This window comes from Acidimicrobiia bacterium, assembly GCA_035651955.1.
Lineage (GTDB): Bacteria > Actinomycetota > Acidimicrobiia > IMCC26256 > JAMXLJ01 > JAMXLJ01.
Window position 1 is genome coordinate 84,018 of record DASRES010000016.1, and the last position, 15,820, is coordinate 99,837.

Here is a 15,820-nt window from a genome sequence, read left to right on the forward strand (position 1 = left end):
GGACGCATGAACGACTCCCTCGCCATCGGCGGCGACCTGAACGTCTCCCGGGTGGGTTTCGGCGCGATGCGCCTCACCGGGCCCGGCATCTGGGGCGAGCCCCGCGACCGCGACGACTGCATCCGCGTGCTGCGGCGGGCCGTCGACCTCGGTGTCGAGCTCATCGACACGGCCGACTCGTACGGGCCGTTCGTGAGCGAGCGGCTCGTCGCCGAGGCGCTCCACCCCTATCCCGAGAACGTCGTGATCGCGACGAAGGCCGGCCTTGTGCGCGACGGGCCCGGCCAGTGGCGGCCGGACGGTCGTCCGCAGCACCTGAAGGCCGCCGTCGACGGGAGCCTGTCCCGTCTGAGGCTCGAGCAGATCCCGCTCTTGCAATGGCACCGCCCCGATCCCGCGGTGCCGTTCGAGGACTCGCTCGGCCAGCTCGTCGAGCTGAAGGAGGAGGGCAAGATCCGTCACCTCGGGCTCTCGAACGTCGACGACGACCAGCTGACGCGCGCGCTGCGGATGACGCCGATCGTCAGCGTGCAGAACCGCTACAACGTCGACGACCGTTCGTCGGACGGGATCGTGGACCGGTGCGAGAGCGAGCAGCTCGCGTTCATCCCGTGGGCGCCGCTCGCGCCGGGCGGGTTCGACCGCGCGCGCGTCCCGCTCACGACGGCGGCCGAGCGCCACGGCGCGACGACGAACCAGATCGCGCTCGCGTGGCTGCTCGCGCGATCACCCGTCATGCTGCCGATCCCCGGCACGTCGTCCGTCGCGCACCTCGAGGAGAACGTCGCGGCCCGCGACATCACGCTGTCCGACGAGGAGCGCGAGACGCTCGACCACCTCTTCGACTGACCGGGACGACGGTCAGGCGCTCGGGTTGCGCGCGTCCGGGAGCGCGAGGAACACGATCGTCGACGGTGCGATCGTCGTCGTGCCGGGGTCGGTGCGCGCGCCGGTCAGCACGGGGACCTCGTCGCGGTCGAGCCGGAGCTCGGCGCCGTTGAGGCGGATCGATGCGCTCTCGAGCTCGTCGGCCGACAGCTCGAAGCGCTCCCCCGCGATCGGCACGTCGAGGTCGACCGCGTCGTCGCGGCTCGTGTTGATCGCGAGCAACGCCACGCCGCCGGGCCGGCCGCGCAGGGAGTGCGCGTACAGGTGCAGGCCCGGGCCGACGGGCACCCCGCCGTCGAGCACGGTCGTGCCCATCAACCGGCTCCACACCAGCGCGGCCCAGTAGTTCGGCCGCGGCTCGTTCGTGCGCTCGTCGAGAAGCCCGTAGTCACTCGCGGCCAGCGTGTTGTGCATGACGACGTCGACGTCGTCCTTCGCGAGCCGTCCGAGCTGGTCGAGGTAGCGGAACGAGTCGATGAACGTCGCCGCCCACCGGTCGCCGCCGCACGCGGCCTGCGCCGTCTCGGTGACCCACAGTCGCTTTCCCGGGACGAGCTCGTCGCGGATGCGCCGGTAGTATGCGAGCGTCTCGCTCGTGCGCGACAGCCACTCCTCGCCGAGCGCGTCGGCAGGTGACGTCGTCGGCATGCCGATCCCCGCGCACCGGGCGGACGCGGCGCCGTAGTGGTGGTACGAGAACGCGTCGACGTCCGCGCCGGCGCCGGCGAGCAGGCGGCGGGTCGGGATCAAGCCGGCCGCGCCCGCGTCGAGCGCGCGCTCCGGCAGGAGGTTGTCCGCGACCGAGCCGGGACCGAGCACGAGCATCCCCGGTGCCCGCCGGCGCACGAAGTCCCGGAACACGGCGAAGTCGCGGTCGTACGCCTCGCCGTCGTACCCGGCCGGTGCGCCGCTCATCGCCGCGATGGTCGGCTCGTTCATGAGCTCGGCCGCGGCGATGTCACCGCCGTGCTCCCGCGTGACGTCGAGGACCCGTTCCGCCTGGTCCGCCGTCCACACGCCGCGCGCGTCACGCGTGCCCGCACTGATCGCGAACGACGTGACCAGCGGCGCGCCGACGGCGCGCGAGAAGTCGACGACGCCGGCCCACTGCTCACGCGTGAGCACGACGGTGAACCCGGCCGGTGGCGCGTCCGGGACGCGGTCGCCCGCGTCGGGGAGGTAGACCGAGTTCGCCCAGGTTCCCGACACGCGGACGTACGCAGGTGCGAGCGCGGCGGCCAGCATCCGCAGACGCCGATCGCCGAGATCCTTGGGCGGCCGGTGCTCGTACGCGGCCGGATCCATCCCGGCCGGCGTGTCGACCGCGCGCTCCGCCGGTGTCGCGGCCCGCGACGCGTACGGCTTCCAGAACGATCCGCCCGTCACCTCGAGCATCTCGACGTTGTAGGACTGGTACCGCTCGTCGACCGTCGACACGCGCGGCATGCGTCCAGGATCGAGGCGCACCACCTTCGACATGGTCGACATCGTCCCTCACGGTCGGGCCCGCCGGCTCACGGGTAGACCGTGACGATGGATCCGTCCACGCTGCCGCGACCCGTCACGTTCGTCCTCGGCGGCGGCGGGAGCCTCGGCGCGATCCAGGTCGGCATGATCCGTGCGCTCGCGGCGCACGGCGTGACGGCCGACCGCGTGATCGGCACGTCGGTCGGGTCGGTGAACGGCGCGGCCCTCGCGCTCGAACCCGAACGCGCACCGGACCGTCTCGCGTCGGTCTGGTCGGCGATGACGCGCGAGCGCGTCTTCCCGGGCGGTTGGCTCGGCGAGGCGATCACGCTCGAACGCACACGCGACCACCTGTTCCCGAACAGCGGGCTCGCTGAGGTGATCGCCGAGCACCTCGGCGCGACGACGACGTTCGGCGACCTCGCGCTCCCGTTCGCCGCGACCGCGATGGACGTCGCCACGACCGAGCCGGTCGTGCTCGACGACGGCCTGCTGCTCCCGGCGTTGCTCGCGAGCGCGGCGATCCCCGCGATCTACCCGCCGATCTTCCGTGACGGACGGCGCCTCTACGACGGCGGCATCGTCGCCAACGTGCCGCTCCGGGAGGCGATCGCACGCGGCGCGCGCACGCTCGTGGTGCTCGACTGCAGCTTCCCGGGCCACGTCCCGCCGCCGCCCGCGACGTTCGCGGAGACGATCCTCTTCACCGTGCTGTGCGTCATGCGGCGGCAGGCAGTCCTCGAAGCGCCGCTCGCCGCCGTGCACGTCCCGGTCGTCTACCTCCCGGGTCCGGCCGCGCAGTCCGTGTCGCCGCTCGACTTCGGCAAGACGGACATGCTCGTCGCCGGTGCGTACGACGCGGCGTCGGCGTTCCTCGACGCGACGCACGTCGACGGTCCGGGCCTGTACGGCTCACCGTGACGTCGCGCCCCGTGGCGCGCCGCCCGCGGTCTCATTGAGCGATTTCCGTTGCTCCGCGGTACTCACGTTTCAATGAAACGTCGTCGTCCCGGGGGGTGCGGCGCGACGGCGCGTCGTCTCGGAGACGCGGCCCAGCAGCTTCGTCATCACCACGTAGAGCGCGTTGCCGTACGGCCACTGGGTCACGACCTTCCCGGTCGGCGACTTGAAGTAGTTGCTCGTCACCGCCCACGACGTGCCCTCCATCCGCGACTGGAGCCAGCGGTACCACGCGGCCTCGAAGCGCGGTCGCACGTCCACCGCGGTCACGCGCTCACGCACCATCCGCTTCACGACGCGCACGGCGTACGACGCCTGCGCCTCCAGCATCGACACGATCTCGCCGCCGTTGGTGCCCGGTCCGTAGAGCATGAAGAAGTTCGGGAACCCGGGAACCGTGATGCCGAGGTACGCGCGAGGCTCGCCGGCCCAGTGCTCCTGCAACGTCCGCCCGTCGCGCCCGACGACGGGGAGGCGCGCCAGGTAGTTCGCGGGCTGGAAGCCCGTCGCCATCACGAGGACGTCGACGGCGCGCTCGACGCCGTCGGCGTCGACGATCCCCGTCCGCGTCACCGACGACACCGCGCGCGGGACGAGCTCGACGTTCTCCTTCTTCAACGCGGGATAGAAGGTGCTCGCAAGGACGGGCCGCTTCCCCGGGTACGGGTACTTCGGCGTCACGGCGTCCCGCAGGTCGGGCCGGTCCTCGAACTGCCGCGCGATGTACCGCCGGCACACCTCCTCTCGAGCGCGGTTGCGCTTCGTGCCGACCCGGTAGATCTCGCCGCGCCAGAGGTTCCGTTCGAGCAGCCACTTGAGCCGGTACCGCTCGCGGACGCGCCGCCACCACGTGGCCAGCTCCGCGCGCTGCTCGTCGGTGAAGTCGCGCTCACCCTTCGGGAGCACCCATCCCGGCTCGCGCTGGAAGACGTAGAGCTTCTGCACGATGGGTTGGATCGCGGGCACGATCTGTGTTGCCGACGATCCCGTGCCGACGACCGCGACGACCTTTCCCGAGAGGTCGTGCTGGTGCTCCCAGCGCGCGGTGTGGAACCTCGGTCCCGCGAAGTCGTGCAGCCCGGGCCAGTCCGGGTACCGCGGCACGTTGAGGAAGCCGACACCGCTGACGAGCACGTGACACTTGTCGACCGTGCCGTCGTCGAGACGCACCGTCCACACGTGGCGGTCGTCGTCCCACGCGGCCGACTCGACCGTCACACCGAGCCGGAGGTGTGGCCGCAGACCGAACTCGTCGACCGTCTCCTCCAGGTACTTCTGGAGCTCGGGCTGCTTCGCGTGTGTGCGCGTCCAGTCGTGCGGCTTGAACGAGAAGCAGTAGAGATGCGACCCGACGTCGACCTCGGCGCCGGGATACGTGTTGTCCCACCACGTGCCGCCGATCCCGAGCGACGACTCGTAGATCGTGAACGTCTCGATGCCGGCACGTTTGAGCTTGACGCCCGTCGCGACGCCGGCGAAGCCCGCGCCGACCACCACGACGCGCGGCGTGGGCTGCGGGCCGAACAGCTCTTCGGCCGTCGGTCTCACGGCGCCTCGTAGATCATGAACTCGAGCAGGTTGCCGTCCGGATCGCGTACGTACACGCTCGTTGCGTCCGCACGACGGCCACCACGACGCGCGACGGGACCTTCCTCGATCGCGGCACCGACACGGTTGAGCGTCGAGCGCAACGCGTCCGCCGACCCGTCCCACACGAAGCACAGGTCGCCACACGGCGGCGTCGCGGCGGGCGCCCGCAGCGTGAACTCCGCACGCGGCCACACCTCGGGCCGGTGGAAGTTGATCATCTGCTCGCCGACGTACACCGAGACGACGCTGCGCTGCTCGTCGACGTCGCATCCGAGCGCGCGGTAGAACGCGACCGTCGCGTCCGCGTCGCGCATCGGGAGCGACACGTGGTCGAACCCGCGGATCACGTCGGGAAGTACAGCCGCGCGCAGTTCGTCGCGGTGATCTTGCGGCGATCGGCCTCGGGCAACGCGCCCAGCGACTCCTCGATCGCCTGGCGCGAGCTCGGGAACGTGCTGTCGGTGTGCGGGTAGTCGGACGCCCACATGCACGAGTCGGCGCCGAGCAACGGCACGAGCTGCGCGGCGAGCGGCTCCTCCTCGAACGTCGCGACCACCTGCCGGCGGAACAGCTCGCTCGGCGCGAGCTGCGGCGCGTAGTCGAGCTTGTCGCTCAGCGCGTGCCACTCGCCGTCGAGGCGGGCGAGGAACCACGGCAGCCACCCGACGCCCGACTCCGCGAGCACGAGCCTCAGCCCGGGGTGACGTTCGAGCGCACCGCCGAAGACCATGATCGCCAGCGGCTCGTCGAGCTGGAGTGGCAGCACGCTCGCGAACGCAGCCGACTGCCACCTGCCGACCTGGTAGCTGAGGTTCGAGGACGTGCCGCCCTTGATGTGGAAGCTGACGGGCAGGCCGGTCTGCTCGGCGGCCGACCAGAGGCGGTCCCAGGCCGGGTCACCGAGGTCGACGTCGAACGCGCCGACGATCGCGCCGCGGTGGCCGATCGCCGCGCACCGCTCGAGCTCCGCGGCGGCGGCCTCGGGCGAGTGACCGGGCAGGAACGCGAGCACGCACAGCCGGTCGGGGTCGACCGCGTTGAACTCCTCGACGGCCCAGTCGTTCCACGCCGCGTAGCACGTCTCCTGCAGCGCGGGCTCGGCGATCGGGAAGCCGAGCGACAACGGCCCGTAGATCACCGACGCGGTGACGCCGTCGCGGTCCATGTCCTCGAGCCGCAGCTTCGGGGTCCCGGCCCGGTACCCGTCGTCGTCGATGCCGGCGCGGCCGATCGCGCTGAAGCGCTTCAGCAGCTCACGGTTGCCGGGCGGGATGCCGCTGCGACCCATCACGCGGTCCTCGCAGATCCAGAACGACCCCTTCTCGCGCGCGACGACGTGCGGCGCGCGCTCGGCGTCCGCGCCGCGCACCCGCGACCGCCACAGGTCGGGTGGGACCGCGGAGAGGTCGAGGTGGTCGTCGCACGAGTAGATGCCTTCGGCCTGCGCCATGTGCCGTCGCTCCCGTCTCGTCGTGTCAGCGTTGCGCGGCGTCCGCGCCCGGCGCCATGAGGTCCTTCACCCGCCGGGGTGGCGCCCCCGCGGTCGTCCCCCCGTCGACGGGCAGCACGACGCCCGTCACCTGGGCCGCGGCGTCGCTCGCGAGGTACAGGACCGCGTTCGCGACGTCGCGCGGCGATCCGACGCGCTGCAGCGGTTGCATCGCGCGGACGATCGCGGCCTGGTCGAGATCGGCGTTGATGCCCGTCGGGATGTGCGCCGGCGCGACGCAGTTGACGCGCACGTTCTTGCGCGCGAGCTCGACCGCGATGGAGCGCGTCACGTGGATGACGGCCGCCTTGGACGCGCGGTACGCCATCACACCGGTCCCGGCGTTGATCCCACCGATCGAGGTGATGTTGACGATGGAGCCGCCGCCGTTGCGAGCCATGTGGCGCGCGGCGCGCTGGCTGCCGACCATCACGCCGAGGACGTTCACGGCCATCACGCGGTCGAAGTCGCCGAAGTCGTCGTCGAGGAAGCGCGTGAACGAGCCGCCGATCCCCGCGTTGTTCACCATCACGTGCAACCCGCCGAACCGGTCGACCGCGGCGTCGACCGCGGCCTGGACGTCGTCGGGGTTCGCGACGTCGGTCCGCTGGAAGCACGCGGCCGGGCCGAGCTGCTGGGCGAGTGCGTCGCCCCGGTCGGGGTCGACGTCCGCGATGACGACGCTCGCACCGGCCTCGACGAAGCGCTCGGCGATGCCGCGGCCGATGCCGCTGGCGCCGCCGGTGACGATGGCGACCTTCGCGGCGAGCTCGGGACCTGCCGACATGCGCTGCTCCCCTCGTCGGCGACGGCGGCCGTCAGATAACAGTCGTGTCAGCGGACGGTACCATCGAGCGAGCAACCACGCCGCCGGAACGCCCGTGCGCGGCGGGGATTACTAACGGTAGTGTCACCGGCATGACGGAGGCGACGAACCTCGACGGCCGCGACTTCGACGGCCGCGACTTCGACGGCATCGACTTCTTCCGGGCGCGCGAGCTCTACCAGGACCCGTACCCGTACTACGAGTACGTGCGCGCGCACGGCCCGGTGTGGCGCGAGCCGCACCGCGGCGTCGTCATGGTGACCGGGTACGACGAGGCGATCTCGGTCTTCACCGATCCGGCGACGTTCTCGAGCTGCAACACCGTGGGCGGCCCGTTCGCGCGCTTCCCAGTTCCGCTCGATGGGGACGACATCGGCGAGATCATCGAGCAGTACCGCGACACGCTCCCGTTCAGCGACCAGCTCCCCTCGTTCGACCCGCCGCGGCACACCGCGCACCGCGGGCTGCTCATGCGCCTCATCACGCCGAAGCGCCTGCGCGAGAACGAGGAGTTCATGTGGCGGCTGGCCGACCGCCATATCGACGAGTTCCTGTCGTCCGGTCGGTGCGAGTTCGTGCACGACTACGCGAACGCGTTCACCCTGCTCGTCATCGCGGACCTCCTCGGCGTCCCGGAAGAGGACCACGCGACGTTTCGCGAGCAGCTGCAGGGCGAGCAGCGGCCCGTCAACTCGCCGATCCAGCACAAGCCGCTCGGGTTCCTGTACGACCGCTTCACCGAGTACATCGAGGACCGCAGACGGGCGCCGCGCCACGACGTCATGACGCAGCTCGCGACGGCGACGTTCCCCGACGGGACGCTCCCCGACGTGCACGACGTCATGCTGATCGCCGCGAACCTCTTCGCCGCCGGTCAGGAGACGACGGCACGGATGCTGAGCACCGCGATGCGCTGGATCGGCGAGCGTCCCGAGCTGCAACAGAGGTTGCGTGACGACCGCGAGCTCGTCCCCAACCTCGTCGAGGAGGTCGTGCGCCTCGAGAGCCCGATCCAGTCGACGTTCCGGCTCGCGCGCCGCGCGGCGAAGGTCGGCGACGTCGAGATCGCGCCGGGAACGACGCTGATGCTGCTCACCGGGGCCGCGAACCGCGATCCGCGCCAGTTCGACGCGCCCGACGAGCTGCGTCTCGACCGCCCGAACGGCCGTCAGCACGTCGGGTTCGGGTTCGGCATCCACGCCTGCGCGGGCGCGCCGCTCGCGCGCGCCGAGGGCCGTGTGAGCCTCGAGCGCCTGCTCGACCGCATGGCGGACATCCGCGTCTCGGAGGCGGAGCACGGTCCACCTGGCGACCGGCACTACGCGTACACGCCGATCTACATGCTGCGCGGCCTCGAGCAGCTGCACCTCGAGTTCACGCCGGTCGCGTCGTGAGCGCCCGCTTCGGCTACCGCGACCGGCGCGTCGTCGTCACCGGCGGCGCGCGCGGCGTCGGCGCCGCGCTGCTCGACGTGCTGGCCGACCTGGACGTCGGGCACGTCACGGTGCTCGATCGCGACGAGCCGAGCGGGCCGCACGACACCTTCCTCCCCGTCGACCTGTCCGACGAGCAGGCCGTGCGTGACGCCATCGCGCGCGTCGACGGCCCGGTCCACGCGCTGTTCAACAACGCCGGCGTCGCCGACACGCAGCCACCGCACACGGTCCTGGCGGTCAACTACCTCGCGTTGCGGACGCTGTCGGAGGGGCTGCTCGACCGCATGCCGCCCGGGGGCGCGATCGTGAACACCGCGTCCCTCGCCGGCAACCTCTGGCGCAAGCGCGTGCAGCAGATCGGCGAGCTCCTCGACATCGACGTGCGCGACACGGGCTGGTCGCCCGCGCTCGACTGGTTCGACGCCAACCGCGAGACGCTGGGCCAGGGCCCCTACAACTTCTCGAAGGAGGTCGTCGAGGTCTACACGTTGCGCTCCTCGCGACCGACCATGCGGCGCGGCGTGCGCACGAACACCGTCTGCCCGGGCCCGATCGACACGCCCCTGCTGCCGGACTTCCGCAAGACGACGAGTGACAAGATCGTGGACTGGAACATCCGCGAGATGAACGGCCGCGCCGTCGCGCCCGAGGAGGTCGCGGCGGTGCTGGCGTTCCTCGGCTCGCCCGCCGCGGCCTACGTCAACGGTGTCAACCTGGACATCGACGGCGGGTTCGGCGCGGCGCTCGCGACCGGCCAGGTGGACTTCAGCGGACGACAATGACCGGCACCGGCGCGTGACGAGAGGAGCCTCCGTGCGGACCGACGACATGATCCTGGTGAGCATCGACGACCACGTCATCGAGCCGCCCGACATGTACGAGCGTCACGTGCCGGCCAAGTGGCGCGACGAGGTCCCCAAGGTCGTGAAGAACGACGCCGGGGTCGACCAGTGGGTGTTCCAGGGCCAGGCGACCTCGACACCGTTCGGCATGGCCGCGACCGTCGGCTGGCCACGCGAGGAATGGGGCTTCGAGCCGGGCGCGTTCTCCGAGCTGCGCCCCGGATGCTTCGACGTGCACCAGCGCGTCCGCGACATGGACGTCAACGGCGTCCTCGCGTCGATGTGCTTCCCCACGATGGCCGGCTTCAACGCGAGGACCTTCAACGAGGCCGTCGACAAGGAGCTCTCGCTCGTGATGCTCCAGGCGTACAACGACTGGCACATCGAGGAGTGGTGCGGCCCGTATCCCGACCGGTTCATCCCGCTCGGGATCGTCCCGATGTGGGACGTCGACCTCGCGGTGAAGGAGATCGACCGCATCGCGAAGCGGGGCTTCCGCGCCATCAGCTTCCTCGAGGCGCCGCACGCGCAGGGCCACCCGAGCTTCCTGTCGGGCCACTGGGACCCGATGCTGCAGGCGCTCGTCGACCACGACATGGTCCTGTGCCTGCACATCGGCGGCGCGTGGGACATCGTCAAGCTCGCGCCCGAGGCGCCCGTCGACCACTGGATCGTCGTCCCGTCGCAGCTCACGATGCTCACCGCGCAGGACCTGCTCTTCGGCCCGACGCTCCGGCGGTTCCCCGGCCTGCGCGTCGCGCTGTCCGAGGGCGGGATCGGCTGGATCCCGTTCTACCTCGACCGCGTCGACCGCCACTTCCAGAACCAGGCCTGGATCGGGAACAGCTTCGGCGACGGCAAGCTCCCGTCGGACGTGTTCCGCGAGCACTTCCTCGCGTGCTTCATCACGGACCCGTCGGGGCTCAAGCTGCGCGACGAGATCGGGCTCGACGTGATCGCGTGGGAGTGCGACTACCCGCACACCGACACGACGTGGCCCGAGTCGCCCGAGTTCGTCGCGAACGAGCTCGCGCGCGCGGGCTGCACCGACGACGAGATCCACAAGATCACGTGGGCGAACGCCTCGCAGTTCTTCCGCTGGGACCCGTTCGCGCACACACCGAAGGAGCGCGCGACGGTCGGCGCGCTGCGGGCGCGTGCGACGGACGTCGACACGACCCGCATGTCGCGCGAGGAATGGCGCAAGCGCAACGAGGCCGCCGGCATCGGCGTCGTCTGAGACCGCGACGCGGGAAGCGTCCGGCGTTCGTGCGTCGTTCAACGTCGCTCTCCGACATCGAGCGACGCAGAAAGGCGTCGGGTTGCGCTACGCGACGGGCGGTGGCCGGCCCTCGGCGCTCGCGCTCAGGTCGGGATCCCATCCGCACACGAGGCACGCGTGGCGGAACGCGGCCTGCGCGAACTCGAGGGCGACAGCGTGAGGATCGGGTGCGGCGCGGACGTCGTCCCAGTCGAGGACGTACTCGCCGAGGTCGCCGTCCCAGCGTGCAGCATTCGGTGACAACGGTGTGTTCTTGAACCCGTCCGGTGCCGGGTGTGCGTACGCGTAGAACGCCGCCTTGCCGTAGCGCGCGTCACCGGGCCACCAGCCGACCGCGACCTCCTGCGCGTCCATCGCGTTGCGCATGATGAAGTCCGACGACGGCGGCTCGGCGGGCAGGCCCGAGAACAGGCTCACCGCGAGGTCGAACGAGCCCCACCACGCGTTCACGGACGTGGAGCGTCCGCGGTACGGCGCGCGGAACTCCGCGAGCACGAGCGCCGCGCGCGTCGCGGCGGCGAAGTACGACTCGACCTGACGAGGGTCGTAGGTCGCGTGCTCGACGTCCTCGTCGAGCGGCGCCGTCCACGGGACCTCCTGCGGCGTCGGGTTGATGCGGACGTCGCCGGCCAGCCGCCGGACGGCGTCGAGGACGTCGCGTGTCACGTCACGGACGGGTCGATCGGGGGTCAGCGGTACCCGCGCGGCGCGCCCGTCGCTGTGCTCGACCACCGCCTCGTGCGCGTGCAGGTCGAGCGTGGCCGTGAACGCACCGGAATCGTCCGGCGCCGGGAGCGGGCGCGTGGCCCATCCGCGCGCGGTGATGCGGAGCGCGGCGTGCTGCAGCTCCGGCTCGGGCGGCGCGAGCGCGACGGCGAGCTTGCCGAGCACCTGCGTGTGCGCGTGGAGGGTGTCGCACGTCGCGCGCCATGCCTCGTAGTCGACCGAGGGCCATTCACCCGTCATGGCTCGATAGTCGCGTCTCGTGCGGGCGTGTGCACGCGCGACCTGTGACGGCGGGGTAGGCGTCGCGCGCTCAGCCGCGGACGACGAACCACGCGACCACCAACGCGGCGCCGTTCGTCGCGAGATGCGCGAGGACCGGTGCGAGCAGGCTCCGCGACCGGAGGCGCAGCCAGCAGAAGACGAGGCCCGCCACGAACGTCGCCACCACCGACCCGAGCACGACGAGCGCGGCACCGGCCGGGGTCGTCGCGGCGCTCGCGGTCGCGTGGTTCTCGGACATGGTCCCGAGGGTCGGCGAGATGTGCCACAGGCCGAACAGCGCCGACGAGACGAGCGCCGCGGGTCCTTCCGACCACAGCGCGGTGCCGGCACCGAGCAGGACGCCGCGGAACGCGAGCTCCTCGGGGATGACGGTCACGACGAGCGTCGACACGGCCACGGCGAAGACGAGGCTCGGAAACGAGACCTTGGCCCGATCGTCGTCGAGGAACCCGGACGTCGCGGGGATGGCCGCCGCGACCACGAGCACGGCCGTCGTCGCACCGAGCACGATCGCGCCGTACCGAGCTCCACGGCGCAGGTCTGGACGCGCGAGCCCCAGGCCCGACGCGCCGAGGCCTGCGTAGCGAGCGAGCGCGAGCATCGTGAGCGCGAGACCGACGGCCGCAACGTCCTTGAAGCGACCGAGCACGCCGAACGCGCGCACGACGTTGTACGCGACGAGGATGGCGACCGCCGCGGCGAAGGCGCGGCGCAGGTTGGCGCGGTCAGCTCGGCGAGGTGTCGACGTGTGCGACGAGCGTGCGCAGGCGCGCGGTGTCGGCATCCGTCCATCCGGTGGGCTTCGCGACGGCAACCCAACCGTCGACGACGTTGGCGCCGAAGTAGTGGCCGTGGCCGGCAGGCACACCGAGCGAGTTGGCCAGGTCCGCCGCGGTCTGGAGGAACGTGACGAACGGGAACCAGCGCAGGGCCGGTGACCGGTCCGGCGCGCGCGGCGCGCGCGTCCACGCCGGCCTCCGGTACGCGAGCTCGACGTTCCACCACGTCACCGGATCCGACGCGTTCTGGAGGTACACCACGCGCGGTGCCGCCGGCGCGTCGGCGACGCCCGTGAGGTCGGCAGGCTTCTGCGCGAACGAGACGCCGGTGTCGGCCGGCACCCGCGGGAGCCACTGCGGGGAACCCGGATCCCGTCCCGCGGTGAGCCGCTTCCAGAGCGGGTTGGCGAACGTGGGCCCGACGAGCAGCGCGCCGTCGACGTGCGCGCGGAGCGCGCCGAGGCTCCCGAACGCGCGCTCGATGCCGTAGGAGCCGAGGCTCTCGCCGTACACGAGGACGCGGGGGCGCTGCTGGGCCGGCATGCCGTCGACGTGCGCGAGCACCGCGTCGACGAGGTCCTTCGCGGCGTCACCGGCCTTCGTCTGGTCGACGAGGAACGACACCGCGCTGGGGAGGTACGAGTACTGGAGCGAGACCTCCGCCGTGTCACCGCCGTACAGGTACTCGAGCGCGTCGGCGACCTTGGGGTTGATCCAGCCGTTCCCCGTCGCGACGAACACCCCGACGACCGCGCGTCCGAACGCGCCCGTCCGTTCCATCTCGCGCACCGCGAGCTGCGCGTGATCGCGCACCGATCCCGGGGACTCGAGGCCGACGTACACCCGGACGGGCTCCGTGCAGCACCCCGGGCCGTCGAACGCGCGGAGCTGCGCGAGCGACGGACCCTGACCGACGAACGCCCGCCCTTCACGCCCGAGCGAGGACCACGTGACGAGCGAATCCGGCCCGCCCGACCGTTCGGCCGACGTCGGTCGGTGGCTGCCCTCGTTCGTCCCGCGGTTCGCGACGGACGACGTCTCGTTGACGAGCGCGACGGCGCCGCGCAGCAGCACGCCCTGCACGAAGCCGGCGACGATCAACGCGGCGACGACGATCCCGACCGGCAGCGACACCGCGCGCGGTGCGAACCGGTCGATCACGCGGACCACGACGCGACCGAACGAGCGCAGGACGCGAGCGATGATCAGCCCGAGCCCGAACACGACGATCGTGAGCACGACGACGCCGAGCTCCAGGAACGCCGACGCCGGCTCCATGCCCATCAGCGAGCGAAGCTCGTTCTGCCACCGCTGCGCCTGCCACAACATCCCGACGGTCCCGAGGAGCGCGACCAGCGCGACGATCCACGGCACGAGACGCGCACGGGGTTCCCGCCATTCGCGCGTCCGCCGTCGAACGAGCACGCGACGCGTCACCGCCGCGACGAAGCTGCCGACGCCGTAGCCGACGAGCGCCGACCCGCCGCTCACCACGCCCTGGAACAGCGAGGAGCGTGGGAGCAACGAGGGCGTGAGCGAGATCCAGAAGAACACCACGCCGACCACCAGCCCGGCGAACGACGTCGGCGGACGCACCAGCTGTCCGAGCCTCGACCTCAGGGTGACGCGACGACGCCGTGTCGGCCCGGGCCGGAAGGCTGACTCGGTCGCGCGCGCGTCCGCGCACGTCACGCTCACACACTACGACCGAGGCACGACCGCGGCGATCGGCGCGATCATCGGCGTGCTGCTGTGCACCGCACCCGGAACACCCGGAAGAGGGATACACGATGAGCGCTGCGATCACGATGCTGTGCGTCGACGGATCCGACGTGTCCGAACGCGCCGTCGCGGCGGGTCTCGCGGTGCTGCAGCCCGCGCCGCCCGTGCTCGTGGCCACCGTCATCGAGCCGAGCGATCCGACACTGGTGACGGGAACGGGCTTCGCCGGCGGTGTCATCTCGCCCGAGGAGCTGCACGAGCTCGACCGCAACCGTGAGGCGATCGGTCGGAAGATCGCCGAACACGCCGTCGGCCGGCTCTCGCTCGACGGCGCGAAGATCCGCGTCGTGAATGGCGCGCCGGGTCCGGCGCTCTGCGCGCTCGCCGCTGAGCTCCCCGCCCGTGTGCTGGTGATGGGGTCGCGGGGTCGGGGTGGGCTCAAGCGCGCGTTGCTCGGCTCGGTGTCGGACCACGTGATCCGCAACGCGCCGTGTCCCGTCCTCGTGACCTCGCCCGACGATTGATCGGCACGCGGGCGGGTGACGAGCGTCATCGTCAGCGCGCTCGACGGGCACCGTTGACCCTCCGTCGAACCGCGCGTTCCGAACGAATATGAGAGTCCTCACATCTTCGGCGAGAAGCCGAGGGGCGCGCACGCGTTCGGTCTAGCGTTCGGCTCGCTGTGGTCGGCGCGCTGAGCCCGCCGGAGACGGTTGCGGCGGTACCGATCTCGCAACGCCGTGTCTCGCGCGCGTGGACGCGTCTGCCGGTCGTCGCGTCACTCGTGTTCTCGGTCGTGTTCGTCGCGCGCACGGTCGCAACGGGACGCGACGGCGTGCTGTTCACGCTGTTCGACGACGCGATGATCTCCATGCGCTACGCGCGGAACCTCGCGCACGGTCACGGGCTCGTCTGGAACGCCGGACGGCCACCGGTCGAGGGCTACACGAACTTCTTGTGGACCGTCCTCATGGCGGTCACGCATCTCGTCCCGCTCCCCGACCGCCTCGCCTCGCTCCCCGTCATGGCGATCGGCGCCGTGCTGCTCGCCGCCGAGGTCGTCTTGTGCGGTGTGCTCGCGCGCCGACTCTCCGCTCCGCACAGCAGAGTCCCGGTCGCCGTGTGCTGGGTCGTCGCGCTCTACTACCCGCTCACGGCGTGGACGCTGCGCGGGATGGAGGTCGGCGCGGAGGCGGTGATCGTCACCGGCGCCGCGATCCTCGCGCTCCGCCTGCGCGACGAGCCGTCGGCTCGGAGCGCCGTCTGGCTCGGTGTCCTGTTGGGCGCGGGCGTCCTCACCCGTGACGATTTCGCGGTCCTGGCCGTGATCGTCCTCGGGTTCGTCGCGATCTCGGTCGACCCTGCTGCCAGACGTCGTTGCGTTGTCGCCACCGCGGTCCCGGTTGCCGTGATGGCTGCGGCGCAGACCGTGTTCCGAGCGGCGTACTACGGCGCCCTGCTGCCGAACACCTACTACCTGAAGGTCTCGGGCGTACCGGCGACCGTCCGCGTGCACCGCGGTGCCGTGACG

General features: G+C 71.5%; 15 protein-coding genes. 7 read left to right on the forward strand and 8 right to left on the reverse strand.

Features of this window, described 5'->3' with window-relative positions:
• The first annotated feature begins 6 nt into the window (after nucleotides 1-6).
• Nucleotides 7-849, forward strand: a complete 843-nt coding sequence (locus VFC33_05210) for an aldo/keto reductase (GenBank protein HZR12631.1) — start codon at nucleotides 7-9, stop codon at nucleotides 847-849.
• Nucleotides 850-861: 12 nt separating this feature from the next.
• Here VFC33_05210 and VFC33_05215 read toward each other — a convergent pair whose 3' ends face one another.
• Nucleotides 862-2,367 carry a hypothetical protein gene (locus VFC33_05215; GenBank protein ID HZR12632.1) on the reverse strand — a complete coding sequence of 502 codons (1,506 nt, stop codon included), beginning with the start codon at nucleotides 2,365-2,367 and terminating at the stop codon, nucleotides 862-864.
• Between the two features lie 54 nt (nucleotides 2,368-2,421).
• On the opposite strand from VFC33_05215, the gene VFC33_05220 reads away from it, so the two are divergent.
• Nucleotides 2,422-3,276, forward strand: a complete 855-nt coding sequence (locus tag VFC33_05220; GenBank protein ID HZR12633.1) for a patatin-like phospholipase family protein — start codon at nucleotides 2,422-2,424, stop codon at nucleotides 3,274-3,276.
• 69 nt (nucleotides 3,277-3,345) lie between these two features.
• On the opposite strand, the gene VFC33_05225 is transcribed toward VFC33_05220, so the two are convergent.
• Genes VFC33_05225 through VFC33_05240 form a run of 4 tightly spaced genes read right to left on the reverse strand, consistent with a single transcriptional unit; the run spans nucleotide 3,346 to nucleotide 7,181 of the window.
• Nucleotides 3,346-4,863: an NAD(P)/FAD-dependent oxidoreductase gene (locus VFC33_05225; GenBank protein ID HZR12634.1), complete on the reverse strand. Its 1,518-nt coding sequence runs from the start codon at nucleotides 4,861-4,863 to the stop codon at nucleotides 3,346-3,348.
• A complete protein-coding gene (locus tag VFC33_05230) occupies nucleotides 4,860-5,252 on the reverse strand; it encodes a VOC family protein (protein HZR12635.1) in 393 nt (130 codons plus the stop codon). The genes VFC33_05225 and VFC33_05230 overlap by 4 nt, the downstream gene beginning before the upstream one ends.
• On the reverse strand, nucleotides 5,249-6,355 hold the full coding sequence (locus VFC33_05235; GenBank protein HZR12636.1) for an amidohydrolase family protein: 1,107 nt from the start codon (nucleotides 6,353-6,355) through the stop codon (nucleotides 5,249-5,251). The genes VFC33_05230 and VFC33_05235 overlap by 4 nt, the downstream gene beginning before the upstream one ends.
• Before the next feature lie 25 nt (nucleotides 6,356-6,380).
• Nucleotides 6,381-7,181: an SDR family oxidoreductase gene (locus VFC33_05240; GenBank protein HZR12637.1), complete on the reverse strand. Its 801-nt coding sequence runs from the start codon at nucleotides 7,179-7,181 to the stop codon at nucleotides 6,381-6,383.
• Between the two features lie 131 nt (nucleotides 7,182-7,312).
• On the opposite strand from VFC33_05240, the gene VFC33_05245 reads away from it, so the two are divergent.
• From VFC33_05245 to VFC33_05255, 3 genes are read left to right on the forward strand one after another with little or no spacing between them, the layout of a single operon-like run.
• On the forward strand, nucleotides 7,313-8,614 hold the full coding sequence (locus VFC33_05245; protein ID HZR12638.1) for a cytochrome P450: 1,302 nt from the start codon (nucleotides 7,313-7,315) through the stop codon (nucleotides 8,612-8,614).
• Nucleotides 8,611-9,438 carry an SDR family oxidoreductase gene (locus tag VFC33_05250; protein HZR12639.1) on the forward strand — a complete coding sequence of 276 codons (828 nt, stop codon included), beginning with the start codon at nucleotides 8,611-8,613 and terminating at the stop codon, nucleotides 9,436-9,438. The genes VFC33_05245 and VFC33_05250 overlap by 4 nt, the downstream gene beginning before the upstream one ends.
• 31 nt (nucleotides 9,439-9,469) lie before the next feature.
• Nucleotides 9,470-10,738, forward strand: coding sequence for an amidohydrolase family protein (locus tag VFC33_05255; protein ID HZR12640.1), 1,269 nt, complete (start codon nucleotides 9,470-9,472; stop codon nucleotides 10,736-10,738).
• Nucleotides 10,739-10,825: 87 nt separating this feature from the next.
• Here the strand turns inward: VFC33_05255 and VFC33_05260 are convergent, their stop codons facing one another.
• The 3 genes from VFC33_05260 to VFC33_05270 all read right to left on the reverse strand — a co-directional run bounded on the left by VFC33_05260 (nucleotide 10,826) and on the right by VFC33_05270 (nucleotide 14,163).
• Nucleotides 10,826-11,746 (reverse strand): DUF5996 family protein, encoded by a 921-nt coding sequence (locus VFC33_05260; GenBank protein ID HZR12641.1) that lies wholly within the window; start codon nucleotides 11,744-11,746, stop codon nucleotides 10,826-10,828.
• 70 nt (nucleotides 11,747-11,816) lie between these two features.
• A complete protein-coding gene (locus VFC33_05265) occupies nucleotides 11,817-12,572 on the reverse strand; it encodes a CPBP family intramembrane glutamic endopeptidase (GenBank protein ID HZR12642.1) in 756 nt (251 codons plus the stop codon).
• Nucleotides 12,514-14,163 (reverse strand): alpha/beta-hydrolase family protein, encoded by a 1,650-nt coding sequence (locus VFC33_05270; GenBank protein ID HZR12643.1) that lies wholly within the window; start codon nucleotides 14,161-14,163, stop codon nucleotides 12,514-12,516. Before VFC33_05270 ends, VFC33_05265 begins: the two co-directional genes overlap by 59 nt.
• 194 nt (nucleotides 14,164-14,357) lie before the next feature.
• Between VFC33_05270 and VFC33_05275 the strand changes: the two genes are divergently transcribed.
• Nucleotides 14,358-14,813, forward strand: coding sequence for a universal stress protein (locus VFC33_05275; GenBank protein HZR12644.1), 456 nt, complete (start codon nucleotides 14,358-14,360; stop codon nucleotides 14,811-14,813).
• Nucleotides 14,814-14,971: 158 nt separating this feature from the next.
• Nucleotides 14,972-15,820: hypothetical protein (locus VFC33_05280; protein ID HZR12645.1), on the forward strand; the 849-nt coding region annotated here is incomplete at its 3' end.

What these genes read in the sequence shown, in the direction of transcription:
- VFC33_05210 (HZR12631.1), top strand. Translation starts at nt 7, where the DNA reads ATGAACGACTCCCTCGCCATCGGCGGCGACCTGAACGTCTCCCGGGTG.
- VFC33_05215 (HZR12632.1), bottom strand. Translation starts at nt 2,367, where the DNA reads ATGTCGAAGGTGGTGCGCCTCGATCCTGGACGCATGCCGCGCGTGTCG.
- VFC33_05220 (HZR12633.1), top strand. Translation starts at nt 2,422, where the DNA reads ATGGATCCGTCCACGCTGCCGCGACCCGTCACGTTCGTCCTCGGCGGC.
- VFC33_05235 (HZR12636.1), bottom strand. Translation starts at nt 6,355, where the DNA reads ATGGCGCAGGCCGAAGGCATCTACTCGTGCGACGACCACCTCGACCTC.
- VFC33_05240 (HZR12637.1), bottom strand. Translation starts at nt 7,181, where the DNA reads ATGTCGGCAGGTCCCGAGCTCGCCGCGAAGGTCGCCATCGTCACCGGC.
- VFC33_05245 (HZR12638.1), top strand. Translation starts at nt 7,313, where the DNA reads ATGACGGAGGCGACGAACCTCGACGGCCGCGACTTCGACGGCCGCGAC.
- VFC33_05260 (HZR12641.1), bottom strand. Translation starts at nt 11,746, where the DNA reads ATGACGGGTGAATGGCCCTCGGTCGACTACGAGGCATGGCGCGCGACG.
- VFC33_05265 (HZR12642.1), bottom strand. Translation starts at nt 12,572, where the DNA reads ATGCCGACACCGCGCGCCTGCGCACGCTCGTCGCACACGTCGACACCT.
- VFC33_05275 (HZR12644.1), top strand. Translation starts at nt 14,358, where the DNA reads ATGAGCGCTGCGATCACGATGCTGTGCGTCGACGGATCCGACGTGTCC.